Here is a 20,588-nt window from a genome sequence, read left to right as displayed (position 1 = left end):
GGTGTCATATGATCTTTTTTTATTATCTTTGCATTAATGGAAAATAATCTTTTAAATACAGAAAGTTGGAGTGAAAATGTTATCATTATCGATGCTGAATGTATTGATAATACAGCCTTTCACCTTACCGTAAACTTCGAAAGAATGCTTGAACGTCGTATTCCTAAGGCAGATTTTGCTCATTGGTTAGATTGTATTGCATTAGATGGAGGAATAAGAGAAGGAGAAAATAACATTCAAGTGATTCTGCTGCACGATAAAAATTCAAAGCAATTAAATAACTTTACTCCCTCTAATTTCGAAGAAGAACTCAACCAAAAAGCATTTAAAGATCATCTTGGAGAATTCGTTATTTCTTCGTTTCCTTATGAAGAAATCGTTGAGAAAGATGCTCTCTTTACAGATATAACATCAACAATATGCAATCATGCCAACGTTAAACGAGTAATGATTATTCCTAATCACGAAAAAGAAGCGTTGTGGAATGACTTAAGAATGACACTTAACAGAGTTGATGACGAGAACAAAAAAATCACTCTTTTTGCTATGCAACCAATGCCAGGCGGTAACTTTAAACAAGAGATTCTTGGTTATTCGCTAATGAGTGCACTCGGAATTAAAGGCTCAGAGTTAAAAGATTAGTATCAAGAAATAAACAAAATAATAACAATATAACAAATATGGGAAAAGTATTAATGATTGGTGCAGGTGGTGTTGCTACTGTTGCTGCATTCAAAATCGCACAAAATGCCGATGTTTTTACTGAATTTATGATCGCCTCTCGTCGCAAAGAAAAATGTGATCAAATTGTAAAAGCAATAGGAAACCCAAACATTAAGACAGCACAAGTTGATGCTGATGATGTTGAACAGCTAAAAGAACTATTCAATAGTTACAAACCTGAACTCGTAATAAACTTGGCTCTCCCCTATCAAGACTTAACAATTATGGAGGCATGTCTAGCATGTGGGGTTAATTATTTGGACACTGCGAACTATGAACCCAAAGATGAAGCACACTTTGAGTATAGCTGGCAGTGGGCATATAAGAAGCGTTTTGAAGACGCAGGCTTAACTGCTATCCTTGGATGTGGCTTTGATCCAGGTGTATCTGGTATCTTTACAGCGTACGCTGCTAAGCATTATTTCGATGAAATTCACTATCTAGATATTGTTGATTGCAATGCAGGTAATCACCATAAAGCATTTGCCACCAACTTTAACCCTGAGATAAATATTCGTGAAATCACTCAAAAAGGACTTTATTATAAAGATGGTCAATGGATTGAAACTGAACCATTGGAAATCCACCAGCCACTAACTTATCCTAATATTGGTCCTAGAGAGAGTTATCTTCTTCATCATGAAGAACTCGAAAGCTTGGTAAAGAACTATCCAACTATTAAGCAAGCTCGCTTCTGGATGACCTTCGGAGAACAATATATCAATCACCTTAGAGTGATAGAGAATATCGGTATGGCAAGTATTGTGCCCATTGATTATAACGGTCAGCAAATTGTTCCATTGCAATTCTTGAAGGCTGTATTACCTAACCCACAAGACTTAGGTGAGAACTACGAAGGAGAAACAAGTATTGGTTGTAGAATTCGTGGTATTAAAGATGGTAAAGAACTTACTTATTATGTATATAACAACTGCAAACACCAAGACGCTTATAATGAAACGGGTATGCAAGGAGTTAGCTATACAACAGGAGTTCCTGCTATGATTGGAGCCATGATGTTCTTCAAAGGCTTATGGAAAAGACCTGGTGTGTGGAATGTTGAGGAGTTTGATCCAGATCCATTCATGGAAGAACTCAACAAACAAGGACTCCCATGGCATGAAGTATTTAACGGAGATCTTGAGTTATAAGAATCTAAACCACAATATATTAATGAGATAAACACACCTCTTTGTGAGGTTGTTTATTTCATTATAAATTATAAACTTTAAACTAGTTAGAAAAACAAACATGGCTAAAGAAAAAGAAAAGAGCCCACAAGAGGGTTTACAAGAAAATAAACTAAAAGCTCTACAAGCCGCAATGGCAAAGATAGAGAAAGACTTTGGACGAGGTGCTATTATGCGTATGGGAGATGACAACATTGAGAATATCGATGTAATCCCTACAGGTAGTATTGGACTTGACCTCGCTTTAGGTGTCGGAGGCTACCCCAAAGGACGTATTATAGAAATCTATGGCCCTGAATCTTCAGGTAAAACAACTCTTGCTATACATGCTATTGCAGAAGCACAAAAGGCTGGTGGCGTTGCAGCATTTATCGATGCGGAACATGCTTTCGATCGTTTTTACGCTGAAAAGCTTGGAGTTAATATCAATGAGCTATGGATCTCGCAACCAGACACAGGTGAACAAGCTCTTGAAATTGCAGATCAATTGATTCGTTCTTCTGCTGTTGACATTGTAGTTATCGACTCAGTTGCAGCTCTTACACCTAAGAAAGAACTCGATGGAGATATGGGTGACAACAATGTTGGATTGCAAGCACGCCTTATGAGCCAAGCTCTTAGAAAGCTAACAAGCACCATCAACAAAACAAATACAACATGTATCTTCATCAATCAGCTACGTGATAAGATTGGAGTAACATACGGTCCATCTGAAACAACAACGGGTGGAAACGCTTTGAAGTTCTATTCTAGCGTGCGTTTAGATATTAGACGTGGTACAGCAATAAAGGATGGAGATGAACCTATCGGTAATGAAACACGTGTAAAGGTGGTTAAAAACAAGGTAGCTCCGCCATTTAAGAAGGCAGAATTTGATATTATGTATGGCGAAGGTATCTCTAAAATAGGTGAAATCATCGATCTTGGCGTTGAACATAACATCATAACAAAGAGCGGTTCATGGTTCTCTTATAAAGAATCTAAACTCGGTCAAGGAAGAGATGCTGCGAAAAAGCTATTGAAAGACAATCCCGAATTATGCGAAGAGATTGAAGATTTAATCAAAGAAGCCATTCGCAACGAAAAGAAATAAAAACAAGTTGCTACAAAACAACAAAAAGCGATGACGTTATTATAATGTCATCGCTTTCTTATTTTGTACACTTATTTTTCAATCTATTGAATAAATAGGTTTTTATTACCTATTTATTCTTTGTTATTTTTTGAGTCTTGGAATTGATCTGGCAAGTGAAATGTATAGTTTCTATCAAACACTGAGCGTACTTTATTTAGCTCTAATATACTTGTTCCGCTACCAGCTCCAAGCGAACCGCTAAGATATGCAATCTTATCATCAAGCTCTAAGTAGTGCTTTTGTATTAACATTCTGAGCGCAGCAATGAAAGTATGCTGTGAAGAAACATGTTCTTTTTGATAAACAGGAATAACTCCATAACTCAAATTTAATAAACGTTGAGTCTTTTCTTTGTAGCAAATAGCAAGTACAGGAGTAGGTCCTCTAAATGAAGCAAGTGCTCTTGCGGTCTGTCCTGTTTCACTATCAGTGATAATTCCCTTAACACCTAAGTGCTGAGTTGCCTCAATTGCAGCACGGGCAAGGAACTCTCTTTGATCTGTTACGTCAGCAACTGGATCGATATCGTGCTCTCTCATCTTATCTTTTTCAGCTTGTTCAGCAATAGCAGCCATTGTCTTTACAGCTTCAACAGGGTACTTTCCTGAAGCAGTTTCACCACTAAGCATCAAAGCATCAGTACGATAATAGATAGCATTTGCAATGTCGGTAACCTCTGCACGTGTTGGTCTTGGGTTATTAATCATAGTGTGCAACATTTGAGTCGCAACAATTACAGGTTTCTTCTTCAACACACATTTGTGTATAATAGAGCGTTGAATACCTGGAATACATTCAATTGGCACCTCAATACCTAAGTCACCACGAGCAATCATTATACCATACGAAGCGTCAATAATCTCATCTATGTTATCAACTCCTTCTTGGTTTTCAATCTTTGAGATAATTTTAATATCACTTCCGTGTTCATCTAAGATATCTTGAACAGCTTTAACGTCAGCTGCCGAGCGTACAAATGAGTGAGCAATGAAATCAATATCTTGTTCAATAGCAAGAAGAATGTTTTCTTTGTCACGTTCTGTTAATGCAGGAAGGTCGATATGTTCTCCAGGAATATTCACACTCTTACGAGCACCTAAAACGCCTTCGTTTTGTACTTCAACAAGAAGATGGTCGTTTTCTTTACCTGTTACTAACATATCCAATGCACCATCATCAAACAAGATATGATCTCCTACTTTCACGTCTCTTACGATTTCTGTGTAAGAAACATTAATATGGTCGTGTGTAGTAAGTTTATCAGGACAACCATAGATGTTCACTTTCTCACCAATATGATATTGAATTGGTTCATCTACAGATGTTGTTCTAATTTCAGGACCTTTAGTATCTATCAATAAAGCAATATGTGGAGAAACAGCACGAACATTCTTTATAATCTTTTTAATACCTTCAGCGGGTGCGTGTGCGGTGTTCATTCGAACGACATTCATTCCTGCAAAAAAGAGCTTTCTTAGAAAGTCTTCATCACAACGAAAGTCACTAATCGAGCAAACTATTTTGGTTTGTTTCATATATGTTATGTATTGAAATTTAGAATAAAAAATAATATATTGCAAATCTACATATTTTTTTTGAGATATCGATCAACCTCGCTATAAAATATCTCGTAAACCCATGTTATTTCGCAATTTATCTCTTTGAAGATTTTTATCAATCCATTTCTAATTTACAAAGCCTTTTATTATAAAAGTTCATCAACAAATAACTCCCCTTCTTGCCATTGATTTGTTTCCTCATGCAGGTCGGTAGTTGAAGGATTAGAAACAGACAAGCCCATCAAGCGAATTGAATAATCAAAACCCTTGATATCAAATAGCAGTTTCTTTGCTGCTGGCAGAATTCTGTTCTTCGTATCGTAGGCATCTAGACTCGTCACACTCCGTGTTATCTGATGAAAATCGGCATATTTCACCTTTAAAGTTAATGTTTTCCCTTTAAATTGTATCTTTTCTATACGATGAATTAAATCTAAAACAAGATGATATAACTCAATGGTAAGCGCACTTTTATCTTGTAAGTTCTTTTCAAAAGTACACTCACAACCCACAGATTTGCGTACACTATTAATGTCTACAATTCGGTTATCTATTCCTCTTGAAAAGTTATAATATAGGTTTCCCATCTTACCAAAGATATCGTTTAACCGCTTTAGCGATAAGTTTTTCAAATCTTTACCAGTAAAAATGCCCATACGATGCAATCGAATGGTTGTCTTTCTACCCACTCCCCAAAAACGTTCCACTAATAAATTGTCAATAAAACCAGGTGCTTCAGCTTCTGTAATCACAAATAGTCCATTAGGTTTATTATAGTCTGATGCTATCTTTGCTAAGAATTTGTTATACGAAATGCCCGCAGAACCCGTTAATTGGGTACGTTCTTGTATTTTATCCTTTATCTCTTGTGCAATATTTATAGCCTCATCAAATGTTGATGCGATAGCTGTTATATCTAAGAAAGCTTCATCGAGTGACAAAGGCTCAATCAATTCTGTGTATTCACGAAATATTTCATGAACTGCTTTCGATACCTCTTTATATGCTTTAAAGCGTGGAGGAACTAAAATAAGATGCGGACAGAGTTGCTTTGCCTTAACAACAGACATGGCAGAACGCACCCCAAAGGTTCGTGCTTCATAGCTGGCAGTACTCACTACCCCTCGCATAGTATCCGAACCCACGGCTATTGGTTGTCCTTTTAGTTCTTCGTTATCCCGTTGTTCAACCGAAGCAAAGAACGAATCCATATCTATATGTATTATCTTTCGCCCTAACATCCACACAAAGATACGAAAAAAATGCGGGCAGATTCTCCTTTATATCCATTTTAATATCAACAAGCTTTACATACATCATTATAATATCCTATAAAAGAAGAGTTTTCTACTTCAATTCAATATCAATGCTTTTGACTTGTAAAAGCAACACTATTAGATCATAAAAGCAATGCTATTACATTGCAAACTCTATGCTTTTAGAATGAAATAAAATGTAACAAGAGAATTATTACAAAGAGGTAAAAGTGAAGAGTAAATGAGGAGGTAAAGAAAAGCTATAAAGTGAGCATTAAAAAGCGACTAATCTTGAATAAAGACTAGTCGCTTATATCATTAAAAATACTTTATTTTATTATTTAGAAACCTTTTCTAGACGTTTCATAATAAGCATGATAAAGATGAATGAAATGAAGCAAAGGAGAATAAGAACACCCCAAATGACGGTTAGAGAGGTCTTTTCCCAAAGCAATGCAGGAATACTTGTTAGGTAATTTCCAATCGCAGTTGCCACAAACCAACCACCCATCATCATTCCTTTATACTTAGGTGGAGCCACTTTAGATACAAAGCTGATTCCGATTGGAGACAATAGAAGTTCTCCAAAGGTAAGAACTAGATAAGTAGAGATAAGCCAGTTGGGTGAAACAAAGCTAGCTGTACCAGCTTCTACAGCTGCAGTTTGCTCTACAGGACTTAATAAGTTCATTGAACCTACGAACATAATCAAGAATCCTAGCGCTGCGACAAGCATACCATAGGCAATCTTACGTGGTGCAGAAGGCTCTTTACCAAGTTTTGCTAGCCAACCAAATACACCCATTGCAACTGGAGTTAGTGCAATAACAAAGAATGGGTTGAATTGTTGGAAGATTGAAGCTTTGAACTCAACATCACCTGCTTCGAAGTATTCAAATACTAAGAATGCCACTGCAAGAAGACAAACTAAAGCTGAAATGAGTTTTCCTTTACTTGTTTTTGATTGGAATAAACCGAACAAAGAGTAAACAATAAATACACAAGCAACAAGGTTCCAAACATTGAATACCATACCTTGAAGACCTGTTACATTCTTTGTTGTAAACTCTTTAGCAAACAATGTTAGGGTAAGTCCATTTTGATGGAATGCCATCCAGAAGAAAATAACCACTGCAAATACAAGTACAAGTGCTTGAATACGTGCTTTTGTTTCTTCTTTAGAAATTTCAACTTCATTCTCTTTTTGAACAGATTGTGTAGCAGTAGTTTTCTTTTCACCTTCAACATGTTTGAAAGTACGACGGCAAGCATAGTAAATCGCCATAGAAACGATGAGCGAAATACATGCAACGGCAAAGGCTGCATGATAAGAATCTTGCTCGCTTATTCCATAGTTCTTTTGAACAAAGTTCATAATTGCTTCTGCAGCACTTGGTGCGAACAATGCACCAATATTGATTGCCATATAAAAAATAGAGAAAGCAGAATCTCTCTTATCTGCATACTTAGGGTCATCATAAAGATTACCCACCATTACTTGCAAGTTACCTTTAAAGAGTCCTGTTCCTAAAGCAATCATTGCTAGAGCTGCAAACATAGCAATAGCAGCAACAGTTGTAGCACCTAATGGCAAAGAAAGCAATATATACCCTAGGAACATTACAACGATTCCAAGAGTAACCATCTTGCCATAACCAAACTTATCAGCAAGAATTCCGCCGATAAATGGTAGGAAGTAAACTGCAGCCAAGAAGATACCATAGATATTTCCTGCAAGAGCTGAAGAGAATCCAAAGTTTGCTTGCAAGAAAAGTACAAAGATAGCAAGCATGGTGTAATATCCAAATCGCTCGCCAGTGTTTGCCAAAGCTAAGGCAAAAAGTCCTTTCGGTTGATTTTCAAACATAGTTATTATTATTTTTTAGTTTTGGTTATATCAAATAAATAAGTGAGTTTTATAACGATATTACCGATATTTGAACGTGAGAAATAATCTTTCTTTCTATCTCCAAAGATATTTCCTAATCCATAATAATAACGTCCTTCTAATAAGAAATGACCCACTTTGGGAACAACATACTCTACACCTAAACCAGCAGCAATGCCATAATCGAACTTATGTTCAACACTTAAAGTGTCTTGTGCCGCTGTTTGATTTACTCTATCTGTAGTGTTTCTCTGACTAAAGTCAAAATTAGTTGTTGTCGATTCGCTAATAAGGAAGCCAAATTGAGGTCCTAAATTAAGGAAGAATTGTGCTCCCTTATACTCTCGCCCCCACGCTAAATGGGCAAAAATAGGAACCTGAATATATCCTAAATTGCGTTGATATTCTTCGGCAACTGACGTTACTGAATTAATAACGGGTTGACGATTTGCATCACGAATGTTCTCTTTCCAGCCTATCACAGAATAGTTTATTTCACCATAAATAGAGCATATTGTGTTGAAATACTTTTCTGAAACATACTTAACAGATAAGCCACCAGTGAATCCTGGATATTGACTTTGTGTTACAGTTGGCATGAAATTTACCCTACTCATCACAAAACCACCATTCACACCCACAGATAAATCGTTGCGATGCTTTCCTATCTGCGCTTTAGAGGCTGTGAAACAAGATAATAAGACAACAAAGAACAAGATTCTTTTTAAATGCATCTCTTAATAATTTATGGTTTGAATGGTACGATTATTCAAATAATGAACAAGCATAAAATTGGTATTTTGCAATCCACCTACATTACTTACACGTTTGAAATGTAGCGGTGTTTGAACTGCTTTATAGCTATTTTCGGTTGTTGAACCTGTGAAGCTCTTACCATATTTTACAATTCCATTAATGAAGAATTGTGCATGATCGTAGCCAGTTATTGCAAAACGAGGAAGTGCTTGTTGCATATCAGTATTGAACCAGCGCTTATAATTAGCTTCTAATCCACGTGTACTTGTTTGCCAAGGATTGAAGAAGAATGTTGTAGGAATATAGGTATCGTACTTAAAGAAATAATCAGAATAAACCTTAGTGTACATCAACCACTCTGTATATCCCCAAGTTGTAATCTTCAAATCACTTCTTTTTGCCAATAAAGCATCTAGCTTTGCCAATGCAGAATTAAGCTCTGGAGAGCGTGCTGTGTTAAGAATTACGATGTTAGGTTTGGTAGAACTAAACACATTAGCAAACATCTCATTACTTGATTTTAAGTTGGTTATGCCGTAGCTAATGCCCTGCTCTTCTAATTTTTTACGCAATCCAAATGTAAATATACCTTTATCACTAGACGCATCATTACAATCTATGAATATAGGATGATACGATTTAAATTTTGAAAGGAATACTTCTATTGCCTTTTCATTAAATAATGAGTTGCTTTGATATACTTGGAATATTTGTGAATTGGTTGCAACTTCATTGCCAGTGATTGAGAATGGAATTACAAGCTTTATCTTTTTAGCCTTACAATAATCTGCAAGTGGCTTTACTTGCTTAGAATATAAAGGGCCAAAGATAATGTCACACTTTTCTAAATTAGGCTCTGAAAGGAATTGTTTTATATCAACATTGATATCAACATTCCATGTATTTACTTGAACAGATATATTTTGAAGTTTCAAACTATCACATGCCATAAGCACACCTCGATAGTATTCAAGCATTCTTCTACCGTCTCCATCATTATTATGCAATGGAAGCATCACTCCAATAGTTACATTTTTGCTCGAAGTTGCAACAGTTTGAACCTTAGGTGCATTGGTATTTGCTTTTACTGGTGCGGCAACGGCTTCCTCTTGATGAAAGGGAATCATAATATATGAATCCTTTTTAAGGACGTAATCTGGCTTAGTCATTTCAGGATTAGCTCTCACTAACTCATCAACAGTTAAGCCATACATCTTTGCAATGCCATAAATCGTATCCTTTTTCTTTACCTGATACATATCTCTCAACTTGCTTTTTTGAGCAAATAGAGCGGCAGACGAACCTATAAAAATTAATAATAATAAATATTTAAAGAGTCTATTCATACTGTGTTTCCTTATTTTATCTAGCGCAAAAATACAAAAAAAAGACTGCAAAATCAACTTTATTGATTATTTTTGCATAAATATATGTATGAATAATGATTTATAAAGATAAAATACTTGTTGCACTCTTCTGTTTTATTTCTAATCTAGTGTGGGCTCAAACCGCTCCTAGTATCAATCCAGAAGCAACAATTGTGCAAGAGAATGGTGAACGAGAGAACATTGATTCTTACCAAGGTTCTGCACCACTAACTGTAGAGTTTAAAGCCAATAGCAGTCAAACAACAGGTTGGGAAGCACATTATGAATGGAGATTTAGTGAAGAAGGAAGTAACTCTCCCTATCTTATTAGATATGAGGAGAATACTAACTATACTTTTACTAAAGCAGGAACGCATAACATTATATTGTATGCAACCTTCACAAAGAATAATGATACCATCGCATTTGCTAAAGAATATTGGGGAAACAACATTCCTTTCAAGATATCAATATCAACAAGTAAGCTGGAAATGCCTAACGCTTTCTCTCCTAACGGTGATGGAATAAATGATATATATAAAGCCAAAGAAGGTTATAGAAGTATTGTTTCTTTCAGAGCAATTATCTTTAATAGATTTGGACAAAAGCTGTTTGAATGGTCTGATCCTTCACAAGGTTGGGACGGAAAATATAGAGGTAAGGATGTAAAAGCAGGTGTTTACTTTGTATTAGTCGAGGCTCAAGGAGCTGATGGATATAAGTATAAAATTAAGAAAGATGTAAATTTACTACGAGAGTACACTGAAACTAGTGGTTCAACTCTACCATAATGTGATTTGATAGTAAATAAAAACGCAAGCAACAACGACAATATTTAAGAATGAATAGAGAAGACGATAAAATAAATGTGTGGGGTGCAAGAGTGCATAACCTAAAAAATATTGATGTAGAAATACCAAGAAACAAGCTTACAGTCATTACAGGTTTGTCCGGTTCTGGTAAGTCTTCATTGGCATTTGACACCATATTTGCAGAAGGACAACGACGATATATAGAGACATTCTCTGCTTATGCAAGAAATTTCTTAGGCAATATGGAACGTCCTGACGTTGATAAAATAACAGGATTAAGCCCTGTTATCAGTATAGAACAAAAGACAACAAACAAGAATCCACGCTCAACTGTAGGAACAACTACCGAAATTTACGACTTTCTTCGCTTGCTTTACGCTAGAGCTGGAACTGCTTTTAGCTACATTTCAGGCGAAAAAATGGTGAAATACACAGAGGAAAAGATTCTTGAAATGATTCTAACTGAATACCTAAATAAAGGTATTTATATTCTGTCACCACTCGTTAGACAACGTAAAGGACATTATCGTGAACTCTTTGAGAGTATGAGAAAGAAGGGATTTCTTAACATACGAATAGACGGAGAGATTGAAGAAATAAAGCGAGGAATGAAGGTTGATCGCTATAAAAACCACAATATTGAGGTGATTATCGATAAACTTCAAGTCAAAGAAAAGGACTTTGAACGCATAAAAAATAGCATTCGATTAGCTTTAAAGCAAGGTGATGGCGTTGTAATGATTATAGATAAGGAAACAGGAGATGCCAGAAACTTCTCTAAAAGACTTATGGACCCTATCTCAGGAATATCTTATGGCGAGCCAGCTCCAAACATTTTCTCATTCAATTCACCTGAAGGTGCATGCCCGCATTGTAAGGGATTAGGACGTGTTAACGAAATTTCTTTGAAGAAAGTAATACCTAATCCAGAGCTAAGTATTCACGAAGGAGCTATTAGTCCCTTAGGAAAATACAAGAATCAGATGATATTTTGGCAGATAGATGCACTTCTTCAGAAATACGATGTCAATATAAAAACTCCTTTTAAAGATATTCCTCAAGAAGCAATTGATGAGATATTATATGGTTCATTGGAGAATATTAGAATATCAAAGGATATCGTTAAGACTTCTTCTGACTACTTTATTCCTTTCGATGGTATCATTAAATACCTTCAAACTGTGATGGAAAGTGATGAGAGTTCCACAGGAAAGAAATGGGCAGATCAATTCTTAGCTACCACAAAATGTAACGTATGTGATGGCATGCGCTTAAAGAAAGAATCGTTATCTTATCGTATTGCGGATAAAAACATTGCAGAAGTTGCCAACTTAGACATATCAGAATTAAAGGAATGGTTAGACAATTTGAATCAACATCTAGATAAAAAGCAAGAAACTATCGCACGAGAAATCATTAAAGAGATAAAAACTCGTGTCTCATTTTTATTGGATGTAGGATTGGATTACCTTTCTTTGAACAGACAATCGGTATCACTTTCGGGAGGAGAAAGCCAACGAATTCGCCTTGCGACTCAAATTGGTTCACAGCTTGTTAATGTGCTTTACATTCTTGATGAGCCTAGTATTGGACTTCACCAACGAGACAATGAGCGCCTAATTAAATCACTCAAAGACCTAAGAGACATTGGAAATACAGTTATAGTTGTTGAGCATGATAAGGACATGATACTTCATTCTGACTATGTAATCGATATCGGTCCACGTGCAGGAAGAAAGGGAGGAGAAGTTGTTTACCAAGGAGATGTACCCAACATGCTTAAAAAAAACACCATTACTTCAGGCTATTTAAATGGAGAACTTAATATTGAAATCCCCTCAAAACGCAGAAAAGGTAATGGTAAAAGCATCATTTTACATGGCGCAAGCGGTAATAATCTAAAAGATGTAGATGTTGAATTCCCATTAGGAAAGCTCATTTTGGTCACCGGAGTCTCTGGTTCTGGTAAGTCTACTCTTGTTAATGAAACCCTTCAACCCATCTTGTCACAGCATTTCTACAACTCTCTTAAAAAGCCAATGCCTTATAAAAGCATTGAAGGACTTGAGAATGTAGATAAGGTTGTCACTGTAGATCAATCCCCATTGGGCAAAACTCCACGCAGTAATCCTGCCACTTATACAGGCGTATTCAGTGATATTAGAGCCCTTTTTGTCAATCTTCCTGAAGCAAAGATAAGAGGCTATAAACCAGGTAGATTCTCTTTTAATGTAAAAGGAGGACGCTGTGAGACCTGTGGAGGAAATGGTTACAAAACAATAGAAATGAACTTCTTACCTGATGTACTCGTTCCTTGCGAAGTTTGTCATGGTAAACGCTACAACAGAGAAACACTTGCAGTTCGCTATAAGGGTAAAAGTATTGCCGATGTACTCGACATGACCATCAATCAGGCAGTGGAATTCTTTGAAAATGTACCAAGTATTCTACACAAAATAAAAACCATTCAAGATGTAGGATTAGGCTATATAAAATTAGGACAGCCCTCTACTACCCTCTCAGGAGGTGAAAGTCAGCGTGTAAAACTTGCAACAGAACTCAGTAAGAAGGATACTGGAAAGACTTTGTTTATCCTTGATGAGCCTACAACTGGTTTGCATTTTGAAGACATTAGAATATTAATGGAAGTGCTACAAAAGCTTGTTGATAAAGGAAATACAGTACTTGTTATTGAGCATAACCTTGACGTTATCAAATTAGCAGACCACATTATTGATATGGGACCAGAGGGAGGACGCAACGGAGGCTATGTCCTTGCAAGCGGAACTCCTGAAGAAGTGGCTAAAAACAAAAACGGATTTACATCGCCTTTCATTGCAGAAGAATTAAAGAATGGCAAATATACAAAGGAATAAACATCATCAATATTAGACAAGTCCTATTAATAAAAGTCCCCCAAACCATTTATTTGGGGGACTTTTTATTGATATTCTAGTGTAAAAGAGAAAGCATTTTAATAAGAACAATCTTCTTTTATTATCTAATCATTAAAGGTGTACACTCTTTAATCGCAAACTATTAAGTACAACACTACAACTAGACAATGCCATTAGCGCACTTGCCCACATTGGAGTAATAACGAAATGCAAACCAAAGAGCAAAGGTACGCCCGCAGCAAGTGGTATACATACAAGGTTATAAATGAATGCCCAAAACAAATTTTGATGTATTGTTGCCACCGTTTTCTTTGAAAGCGTTATGACACTAACAATTTTTCTCAAGTCTGTTCCCATCAAAGTTGCTTGTGCTATGTCTATTGCTATGTCTGTTCCTTTGCCCATTGCAATACTAACATCAGCGGCAGCAAGAGCCTGACTGTCGTTTATTCCATCACCAATCATTGCCACCTTCTTTCCTTCTTGTTGCAAACTACGAACCAATGTTTCTTTATCTTGAGGCAATACTTTACTCTTAAAATGCTTAATACCAGCTTTATTTGCCCAATATTGCGCTGCCTCATCATTATCACCCGTCATCATGTGCACTTCAATGCCCATGCCTTGTAATTGCTCCATCGCTTCTTTTGCATGAGGCTTTAACGATTCTCTTTCTTCAAAAGAGAGGTTTGAAGATTGAGTGAAATCGACATCAGGATTAGGAATGGTTAATGTTCCCGTCTTATCGATAACTATTGCATTGATATTCTTAATATTCTCTAAGGCTGTTGCATCTTTTATTAAGATACTATTTTCTGCAGCTTTACCTATTCCAACCATCAAAGCGGTAGGCGTTGCAAGTCCCATTGCACACGGACAAGCAATCACTAACACTGCAACTGCTGCCAAAATGGCATTTGCTAGCATGTCAGGTCCACCAATAAAGTACCACACAAGGAATGTTATGAGTGCCAAACAAAGAACTATAGGAACGAAAATCAATGCAATTTTGTCAACAATTCGTTGAACAGGGGCTTTGGAGTTTTGAGCCTCTTGCACCATTTTTATAATGTTTGCAAGCATTGTTTTCTCGCCCACTTGTTGTGCTTTAAATAACAATGTTCCTTTTTTATTCATTGTTCCAGCAAGCACTTTATCCTTAATTCTTTTCGATACAGCAATAGGTTCACCCGTTATCATACTCTCATCAATAAACACTTCAGGTGTTTTTAACTCTGTAATAACACCATCTACGGGTACCTTCTCTCCCATTCGCACCTCAATAATATCTCCTCGTTGCAGTGTTGACAAGGGAACATCAATAATTTTACCCTCATCTACCACATGTGCTACTTTAGGAGTTAAACCTAATAGAGAACGAATGGCAGTAGAAGTACTTTTCTTGGCACGCTCTTCTAACACTCTACCAGTAAGTGCAAAGGTAATAATCATTACCGAAGCATCATAGTAAACATGTCCATTTAAATGAGATAAGAAGGTGTTTGTAGATGCTCCAAAGGTGACTAAAGCACTAAAAGCAAATGCAATAAATGTACTTAAAGCAATGAGCGTGTCCATATTGGCAGATCTATGCAACAACTGTTTTATTGCAACAATGTAGAATTGTCTTCCACAATATAATATATTTATTAATGAGATAATGAACAACACTTGCAAGGTGGCACTCTTATCTCCAATAGAAATCCACGACATAGACACTGCCATTGACAATATTGACAACACCCAAGAAGCTATAGTTTTATTTACTAATGACTTATAACTTCTATTTTCAATCTCCGTTACTGATTTTTCTTCATCTAAAATCAAATCATATCCCAAAGCTTGAATTTCCTTTTTCATATCCTCAGGAGTAATCATTTCGGGATCATATTCAACAGATGCACTGCGCATTGGCAACGAAACTGAAGCAGTTTTGATTCCTTTTAATGATTGTAACTTCTTTTCTACATGCGCAGAGCATGAAGAACAAGACATTCCAATAACGGGTATTTGCTTTTTATCCATAATTAATCTCCTATGTTATTTTATTTCTTGATAGGAAAAGCATCAAATATCATACCATAAGCACCATAAAACTCAACAAAATTACATAGCGGGGTAGTTTATTGATGTATAACAATGGTATTCTGAAAAAACACTTACAAAGATACTTATAAAAACAAAATAAATAGCTATCTTTACACTCTAAACACGCTATTATACTCGTTTTATGAAACAATCTAAAGTAATATTTTTCCTAGGTGGATTATCTTTATTGGCTCAAAACGCCTATTCAAAAGTTAAGAATAAACCAAACATCATTTTTATTATGTGTGATGATATGGGCTATGGCGACCTTGGTTGCTATGGACAACCTTATATTTCGACCCCCAATATTGATAAATTGGCAAAGAATGGAATGCGTTTCACTCAAGCATACGCAGGAAGTCCAGTGAGTGCACCATCTCGTGCGTCTCTAATGACAGGTCAACACACAGGCCATTGTGAGGTTCGTGGAAATAAAGAATATTGGAAAAACGTTCCAAAAGTAAAGTATCTTAATAATGAAGACTTTTCTGTTGTAGGTCAACATCCTTATAATCCAAATCACATTATCTTGCCCGAAATAATGAAAGATAATGGTTATAATACTGGAATGTTTGGTAAATGGGCTGGCGGATACGAAGGTTCTTCATCTACACCAGATAAGCGAGGAATTGATGAATTTTATGGTTTTATATGCCAATTTCAAGCACATCTCTATTATCCAAACTTCTTAAATAGATTTAGTAAGCAACTTGGAGATAAGGAAACCACAAGAGTTGTTTTGGAAGAGAATATTAAATATCCGATGTTTGGAAAGGATTATTTTAAAAGACCACAATATTCTGCAGACTTGATTCATCAAAAAGCTCTTGAGTGGATAAAGAATCAAAATAGTAATAAGCCTTTCTTTGGCATCTTTACTTACACTCTTCCACATGCAGAACTTGTGCAACCAGACGACTCTATCGTTGCTCATTATAAACAAAAGTTCTTTAACGACAAGACTTGGGGAGGGCAAGAAGGTTCAAGATACAATCCTTCAGTGTATACACATGCACAATTTGCAGCTATGATTACTCGTTTAGATGCTTATGTGGGAGAAATTATTGAGTTGCTTAAGGAACAAGGTTTATACGAAAATACAATGATTATATTTACCAGTGACAATGGACCTCACGAAGAAGGAGGCGCAGATCCTACATTCTTTGGACGAGATGGCAAGCTAAGAGGCTTGAAACGTCAATGCTATGAAGGTGGAATAAGAATTCCTTTCATTGTTAGCTATCCTAAAAAGGTTACACCTAATACAGTTAATGACCATCCTTTTGCCTTCTATGATGTTATGCCTACATTCTGTGAGATGATTGGAATTAAAGATGTTCAGAAGAAATATGGCAACAAAAAGCAAACTGATTATTTTGATGGTATATCTATTCTGCCCACTCTTTATGGAGAAAAAGGACAAAAGAAGCACGACTTTTTATATTGGGAATTCGATGAAACCAATCAAATTGGAGTGAGAATGGATGATTGGAAGTTAGTGGTTAAACATGGAAAGCCTCATCTTTATAATCTAGCAAACGATATTCACGAGGATAATGACATTGCCAATGAACATCCCGATATCGTGAAAAAGATGATAGATATCATTAAAAAAGAGCACACTGATAATCCTTATTTTAGTGTAACGCTACCCTATTAGGGTTATTTTTATTAATATCCAGATAATTAATTAGTTATATTCATATAATAAAAGTAATGCTTTTACATTTTAAAAGCATTACTTTTTGCTTATAAGAACATTACTATTGCAATGTGAAAGCATTGTTTTTATATAGCAAAAGAAGAATCTTTAAAAACAACCACGTTATGATGGAAAGAGTTTTTATAATACATAAACAAGAAAAATGGTAACTTCTCAACATAAGAAGCTACCATTTACTTTTCTATTTTATTTCTTTTTATAATCTAGTTCTATACTCCTTCTTCTTCCTCATCAGTAGTATTTGCCCCTATTGGAACGCTACCATCGTTGGTATCCATTTGAGAATCTCTATACATTGATAAGCTACCTGATTTAGAAACTTTCAAAACAAGTGGGATAAACTCGTCACTTATTTTATCAGGTGAACCAACACTTGCAGCAAATATTAAGTGATCGCCATCTACTCTATCAAAAACGACTCCTAGAAGAGCTGTTGTTTTATCCGCAGAAGCATCTATAAATTTAGAGAAATCTGATTTATAAAACACTCGTTCTAAGAACATTGAGCCATCAGCACGTTGTATTTTCAATATGATTTTATTGTCATAATACTTATTTCCATTTTCATCTTGAACAATAGAAAGACTTTTATCCGCCACACGTTCTGTAGTAATTCTAATATTACTGCCTAACCATGAGATGGTTCTTGTCTGTGAAAAGTCACCCACTTTTTGTGTTGGCTTAGGCTTTTGTTTCTTCTCTTTATGAGTTATAATGTTGGTTGTTTCCTTTTTCTTGGCACATCCAACTTGTAAAAGAGCAAAAGCCGCAACAAAAAAGGCATAGAATAACGTCTTGTTCATAATTCTTTTCATTTGTACTAAAATAAAAATAGTATTATTTTGGGCGCAAAGATACAAAGAAATAGTGTAAAAAAAGACCGACACATTCTTTTTTATTGGAATGTGTCGGTTTATAACTTCAATTCAAGAATGAATACAGGTTATAAATAAAACAATTGAGTTGAAATATTACTCTGCTTGTTTCTTTTCCATTGCAGCTTTAAGACGTTCTTGTCTTTCCTTTATATCATTCTCGTATTTTTCGTATTGTTCTTTTGTAAAGATTTGCTTTAAGTCGCTCTTATACTTTGCTACATCAGCCTTTACTTGTTCTTTGTTGTTTTCTTTCTCACAACTACTTTTTGGGCATTCGCCTTTTTTTTGAGCGTCTTTAGAACATTCTTTTCCGTCCTTTTCGCACTTTTTAGCTACTGGCTGACCGTTATTAGCCTTTTTACAACAATCTTTTTTGTCGCCTTTTGCTGCTTCGTCTTTCTTTGAACATTCTTTTTTGTCTTTACAGCAATCTTGCTTTGCTTCTTGTTTTTTGTCGCAACAATCTTTGTTTGCTTGTTCTTTGTTTGGGCAACCATTGCATTTTTTGCCATATTTTTCAAAGAAAGCAGTATTTACAGCAAGTAATTTTGCCTTTTGATCGCTATTTAAACCATAGCGTTCAGCCATTTGTTCTGTGCGCTTTTGAGCGAAATCTGCTTTACTAACTTCTTTCTTTTCTCCGTCTTTTTTACAACATTCTTGAGCAAAAGTTGCTGAGCTTAACGCAAACATTGCAACCAATGCTAACATCATTTTTTTCATAATAAATCTCCTTTTCTTTAATTCTTAATTTTAAATTTATAGCAATTTATACCATTAAAATATCACTTTTCTACAATATCACCTACTATATAATAAGTAATTAAATGATAGTTTACCACTATTTCAGATGCAAAGATAAAACTTTTTCATAAAATAAAGTACTTAATTATTTTATTTCTACATTATTTTATTATCTTTGCATCGACTCAAATCATAAAGGTATGAAGGTATTAAGTATTGCTATTCTATTTGTATTTCTATTATTAGGATGTAAAAAGAATAAAACATTAGATGCTCCTGAGAGTATAGACACCATTCCAATGTTAGTTACTCAGGTTCAAAAATGTTCTCGCTTATATTCTGCAGAAGTAAAAGTTAGAAAGATAATAACCCACACCGATGATAAAGAAATATCAGGAACATTTCTCAATCAATCGTTTAACGTAAAGCTTCCTGTAAGCCAACGCAAGCTGGCCATACCTCTTGATGCAACAATTAAAGCCTACGTCGACTTTAATAATTTTTCTTCTTCCAATATAATACGCAACAAAGATCAAATAAATATTATATTGCCCGATCCACAATTAACCCTTACTTCTTCTCGCATAGATCATTCTAATATCAAACAATATGTTGCTCTTATGCGCAGTAACTTTACAGATGAAGAGCTAGCACACTATGAACAAGAAGGAAGAAAGGCAATAATAAAAGATATTCCTAAGTTAGATGTATTAGAACTGGCACGCATAAGTGCAGCAAAAACACTCATACCTATTTTTGTTGGCTTAGGATTTAAGGAAGAAAACATCACAATAACATTTAGAAAAGAACTTAATAGCAACAATGCTTCATCGTTAATAACCAATACAATAACACGAAATGAATCAGCAGGAAAATAAATCTAATAAAATAAAAGAGTTGCTTTTAAGATGGCTTTTTAAAAGAAGTAATATCTTGATATTAGCTATTTGCGCTGTAGTTGTAGTGGCTCTTCTTATATTTTTCAGTATAAGAAAGACTTCTATTGGTGTAAATGACAATGAAAATACGGGATTTACAGTAACTCAAATCCAACAAATTAAGACTCTTGGAGAATGGGAATTCCTTTCTATTAGTACAGAAGAAATGGTTGATTCCACTCGACATGGCTTCTTTGGAGATGCAGAATTGGTTCGTATTTACTATGGAACGCTTCATTTAGGCATAAACTTTAGGGATGCAAAACCAGGCTGGGCAAAACTAGAAGGTGATTCTTTAATTGCCACATTGCCTCCGATTAAGTTACTAGACAATAATTTTATTGATGAGGCTAAAACGGTTTCATTCTTTGAAAAAGGTTCTTGGGACGCCAAAGCACGCCAAGAAATGTATCAAAAAGCTTACAAACGTATCTATAATAGATGTATGACAAAGGAGAATATCACATCTGCCCAAGAGAATGCGGAAATGCAAATGAAGAACTTTTTTAGGGCTATGGGAATTCAAAAAATCAATATTCAATTTGAAGAAGTAAAGAAATAATAGACATAAAGATTTTAAAACAAAGAATAATAACGGAGATAGAATAACGATTAAGATTGTTTATTATCATCT

Annotated in this window: 16 protein-coding genes; 8 read left to right on the top strand and 8 right to left on the bottom strand. The window is 35.4% G+C overall.

Annotation, left to right across the window (positions count from 1 at the left end; all coding sequences use genetic code 11):
• Window positions 1–36: 36 nt before the first annotated feature.
• The 3 genes from A3GM_RS0101215 to recA all read left to right on the top strand — a co-directional run bounded on the left by A3GM_RS0101215 (window position 37) and on the right by recA (window position 3,006).
• Complete coding sequence (locus tag A3GM_RS0101215) at window positions 37–642, top strand: DUF6621 family protein (RefSeq protein WP_018361559.1); 606 nt, start codon at window positions 37–39, stop codon at window positions 640–642.
• Between the two features lie 38 nt (window positions 643–680).
• Complete coding sequence (locus tag A3GM_RS0101210; protein WP_018361558.1) at window positions 681–1,874, top strand: saccharopine dehydrogenase family protein; 1,194 nt, start codon at window positions 681–683, stop codon at window positions 1,872–1,874.
• A gap of 100 nt (window positions 1,875–1,974) precedes the next feature.
• On the top strand, window positions 1,975–3,006 hold the full coding sequence (gene recA / locus A3GM_RS0101205; RefSeq protein ID WP_018361557.1) for a recombinase RecA: 1,032 nt from the start codon (window positions 1,975–1,977) through the stop codon (window positions 3,004–3,006).
• 113 nt (window positions 3,007–3,119) lie between these two features.
• Here the strand turns inward: recA and pyk are convergent, their stop codons facing one another.
• The 5 genes from pyk to A3GM_RS0101180 form a co-directional block, all read right to left on the bottom strand.
• Window positions 3,120–4,583: a pyruvate kinase gene (gene pyk, locus A3GM_RS0101200; RefSeq protein WP_018361556.1), complete on the bottom strand. Its 1,464-nt coding sequence runs from the start codon at window positions 4,581–4,583 to the stop codon at window positions 3,120–3,122.
• Between the two features lie 170 nt (window positions 4,584–4,753).
• A complete protein-coding gene (dinB, locus tag A3GM_RS0101195; RefSeq protein ID WP_044124358.1) occupies window positions 4,754–5,848 on the bottom strand; it encodes a DNA polymerase IV in 1,095 nt (364 codons plus the stop codon).
• A 352-nt stretch (window positions 5,849–6,200) separates the two neighbouring features.
• The gene (locus A3GM_RS0101190) at window positions 6,201–7,730 is read right to left on the bottom strand and encodes a peptide MFS transporter (protein WP_018361554.1); all 1,530 of its coding nucleotides are present in this window, start codon (window positions 7,728–7,730) and stop codon (window positions 6,201–6,203) included.
• An 8-nt stretch (window positions 7,731–7,738) separates the two neighbouring features.
• Entirely contained in the window at window positions 7,739–8,485 is a 747-nt protein-coding gene (locus A3GM_RS0101185; protein ID WP_025829736.1) for a porin family protein, read from the bottom strand.
• A gap of 3 nt (window positions 8,486–8,488) precedes the next feature.
• Entirely contained in the window at window positions 8,489–9,853 is a 1,365-nt protein-coding gene (locus tag A3GM_RS0101180; protein WP_018361552.1) for a LysM peptidoglycan-binding domain-containing protein, read from the bottom strand.
• A 95-nt stretch (window positions 9,854–9,948) separates the two neighbouring features.
• On the opposite strand from A3GM_RS0101180, the gene A3GM_RS0101175 reads away from it, so the two are divergent.
• Both A3GM_RS0101175 and uvrA read left to right on the top strand, forming a co-directional pair.
• Window positions 9,949–10,665, top strand: a complete 717-nt coding sequence (locus A3GM_RS0101175; RefSeq protein WP_018361551.1) for a T9SS C-terminal target domain-containing protein — start codon at window positions 9,949–9,951, stop codon at window positions 10,663–10,665.
• Between the two features lie 50 nt (window positions 10,666–10,715).
• Entirely contained in the window at window positions 10,716–13,562 is a 2,847-nt protein-coding gene (uvrA, locus tag A3GM_RS0101170) for an excinuclease ABC subunit UvrA (RefSeq protein ID WP_018361550.1), read from the top strand.
• Between the two features lie 132 nt (window positions 13,563–13,694).
• On the opposite strand, the gene A3GM_RS0101165 is transcribed toward uvrA, so the two are convergent.
• Window positions 13,695–15,608, bottom strand: coding sequence for a heavy metal translocating P-type ATPase (locus A3GM_RS0101165; protein WP_018361549.1), 1,914 nt, complete (start codon window positions 15,606–15,608; stop codon window positions 13,695–13,697).
• Window positions 15,609–15,813: 205 nt separating this feature from the next.
• Here A3GM_RS0101165 and A3GM_RS0101160 point away from each other — a divergent pair, with 205 nt between their 5' ends.
• Window positions 15,814–17,331, top strand: a complete 1,518-nt coding sequence (locus A3GM_RS0101160; protein ID WP_018361548.1) for an arylsulfatase — start codon at window positions 15,814–15,816, stop codon at window positions 17,329–17,331.
• 272 nt (window positions 17,332–17,603) lie between these two features.
• Here A3GM_RS0101160 and A3GM_RS0101150 read toward each other — a convergent pair whose 3' ends face one another.
• Window positions 17,604–18,197, bottom strand: a complete 594-nt coding sequence (locus A3GM_RS0101150; protein WP_018361546.1) for a DUF4738 domain-containing protein — start codon at window positions 18,195–18,197, stop codon at window positions 17,604–17,606.
• A gap of 168 nt (window positions 18,198–18,365) precedes the next feature.
• A complete protein-coding gene (locus A3GM_RS0101145) occupies window positions 18,366–18,995 on the bottom strand; it encodes a DUF4890 domain-containing protein (RefSeq protein WP_018361545.1) in 630 nt (209 codons plus the stop codon).
• 221 nt (window positions 18,996–19,216) lie between these two features.
• Here A3GM_RS0101145 and A3GM_RS0101140 point away from each other — a divergent pair, with 221 nt between their 5' ends.
• Complete coding sequence (locus A3GM_RS0101140; RefSeq protein WP_018361544.1) at window positions 19,217–19,894, top strand: DUF4230 domain-containing protein; 678 nt, start codon at window positions 19,217–19,219, stop codon at window positions 19,892–19,894.
• A gap of 55 nt (window positions 19,895–19,949) precedes the next feature.
• Window positions 19,950–20,516, top strand: coding sequence for a DUF4230 domain-containing protein (locus A3GM_RS0101135; protein WP_238299186.1), 567 nt, complete (start codon window positions 19,950–19,952; stop codon window positions 20,514–20,516).
• Window positions 20,517–20,588: the final 72 nt, after the last annotated feature.

It is taken from the genome of Hoylesella nanceiensis DSM 19126 = JCM 15639, assembly GCF_000379965.1.
GTDB lineage: Bacteria > Bacteroidota > Bacteroidia > Bacteroidales > Bacteroidaceae > Prevotella > Prevotella nanceiensis.
Note: the sequence above shows the minus strand (reverse complement) of the source record. Positions and strands in the feature narration are given on the sequence as shown.

Excerpts from the sequence above, each read along its gene's own strand:
- A3GM_RS0101145 (WP_018361545.1), bottom strand. The coding sequence starts at position 18,995 with ATGAAAAAAATGATGTTAGCATTGGTTGCAATGTTTGCGTTAAGCTCA.
- A3GM_RS0101175 (WP_018361551.1), top strand. The coding sequence starts at position 9,949 with ATGATTTATAAAGATAAAATACTTGTTGCACTCTTCTGTTTTATTTCT.
- recA (WP_018361557.1), top strand. The coding sequence starts at position 1,975 with ATGGCTAAAGAAAAAGAAAAGAGCCCACAAGAGGGTTTACAAGAAAAT.
- A3GM_RS0101165 (WP_018361549.1), bottom strand. The coding sequence starts at position 15,608 with ATGGATAAAAAGCAAATACCCGTTATTGGAATGTCTTGTTCTTCATGC.
- pyk (WP_018361556.1), bottom strand. The coding sequence starts at position 4,583 with ATGAAACAAACCAAAATAGTTTGCTCGATTAGTGACTTTCGTTGTGAT.
- A3GM_RS0101185 (WP_025829736.1), bottom strand. The coding sequence starts at position 8,485 with ATGCATTTAAAAAGAATCTTGTTCTTTGTTGTCTTATTATCTTGTTTC.
- A3GM_RS0101180 (WP_018361552.1), bottom strand. The coding sequence starts at position 9,853 with ATGAATAGACTCTTTAAATATTTATTATTATTAATTTTTATAGGTTCG.
- A3GM_RS0101215 (WP_018361559.1), top strand. The coding sequence starts at position 37 with ATGGAAAATAATCTTTTAAATACAGAAAGTTGGAGTGAAAATGTTATC.
- A3GM_RS0101210 (WP_018361558.1), top strand. The coding sequence starts at position 681 with ATGGGAAAAGTATTAATGATTGGTGCAGGTGGTGTTGCTACTGTTGCT.
- uvrA (WP_018361550.1), top strand. The coding sequence starts at position 10,716 with ATGAATAGAGAAGACGATAAAATAAATGTGTGGGGTGCAAGAGTGCAT.
- A3GM_RS0101140 (WP_018361544.1), top strand. The coding sequence starts at position 19,217 with ATGAAGGTATTAAGTATTGCTATTCTATTTGTATTTCTATTATTAGGA.
- A3GM_RS0101160 (WP_018361548.1), top strand. The coding sequence starts at position 15,814 with ATGAAACAATCTAAAGTAATATTTTTCCTAGGTGGATTATCTTTATTG.
- A3GM_RS0101190 (WP_018361554.1), bottom strand. The coding sequence starts at position 7,730 with ATGTTTGAAAATCAACCGAAAGGACTTTTTGCCTTAGCTTTGGCAAAC.
- dinB (WP_044124358.1), bottom strand. The coding sequence starts at position 5,848 with ATGTTAGGGCGAAAGATAATACATATAGATATGGATTCGTTCTTTGCT.
- A3GM_RS0101150 (WP_018361546.1), bottom strand. The coding sequence starts at position 18,197 with ATGAACAAGACGTTATTCTATGCCTTTTTTGTTGCGGCTTTTGCTCTT.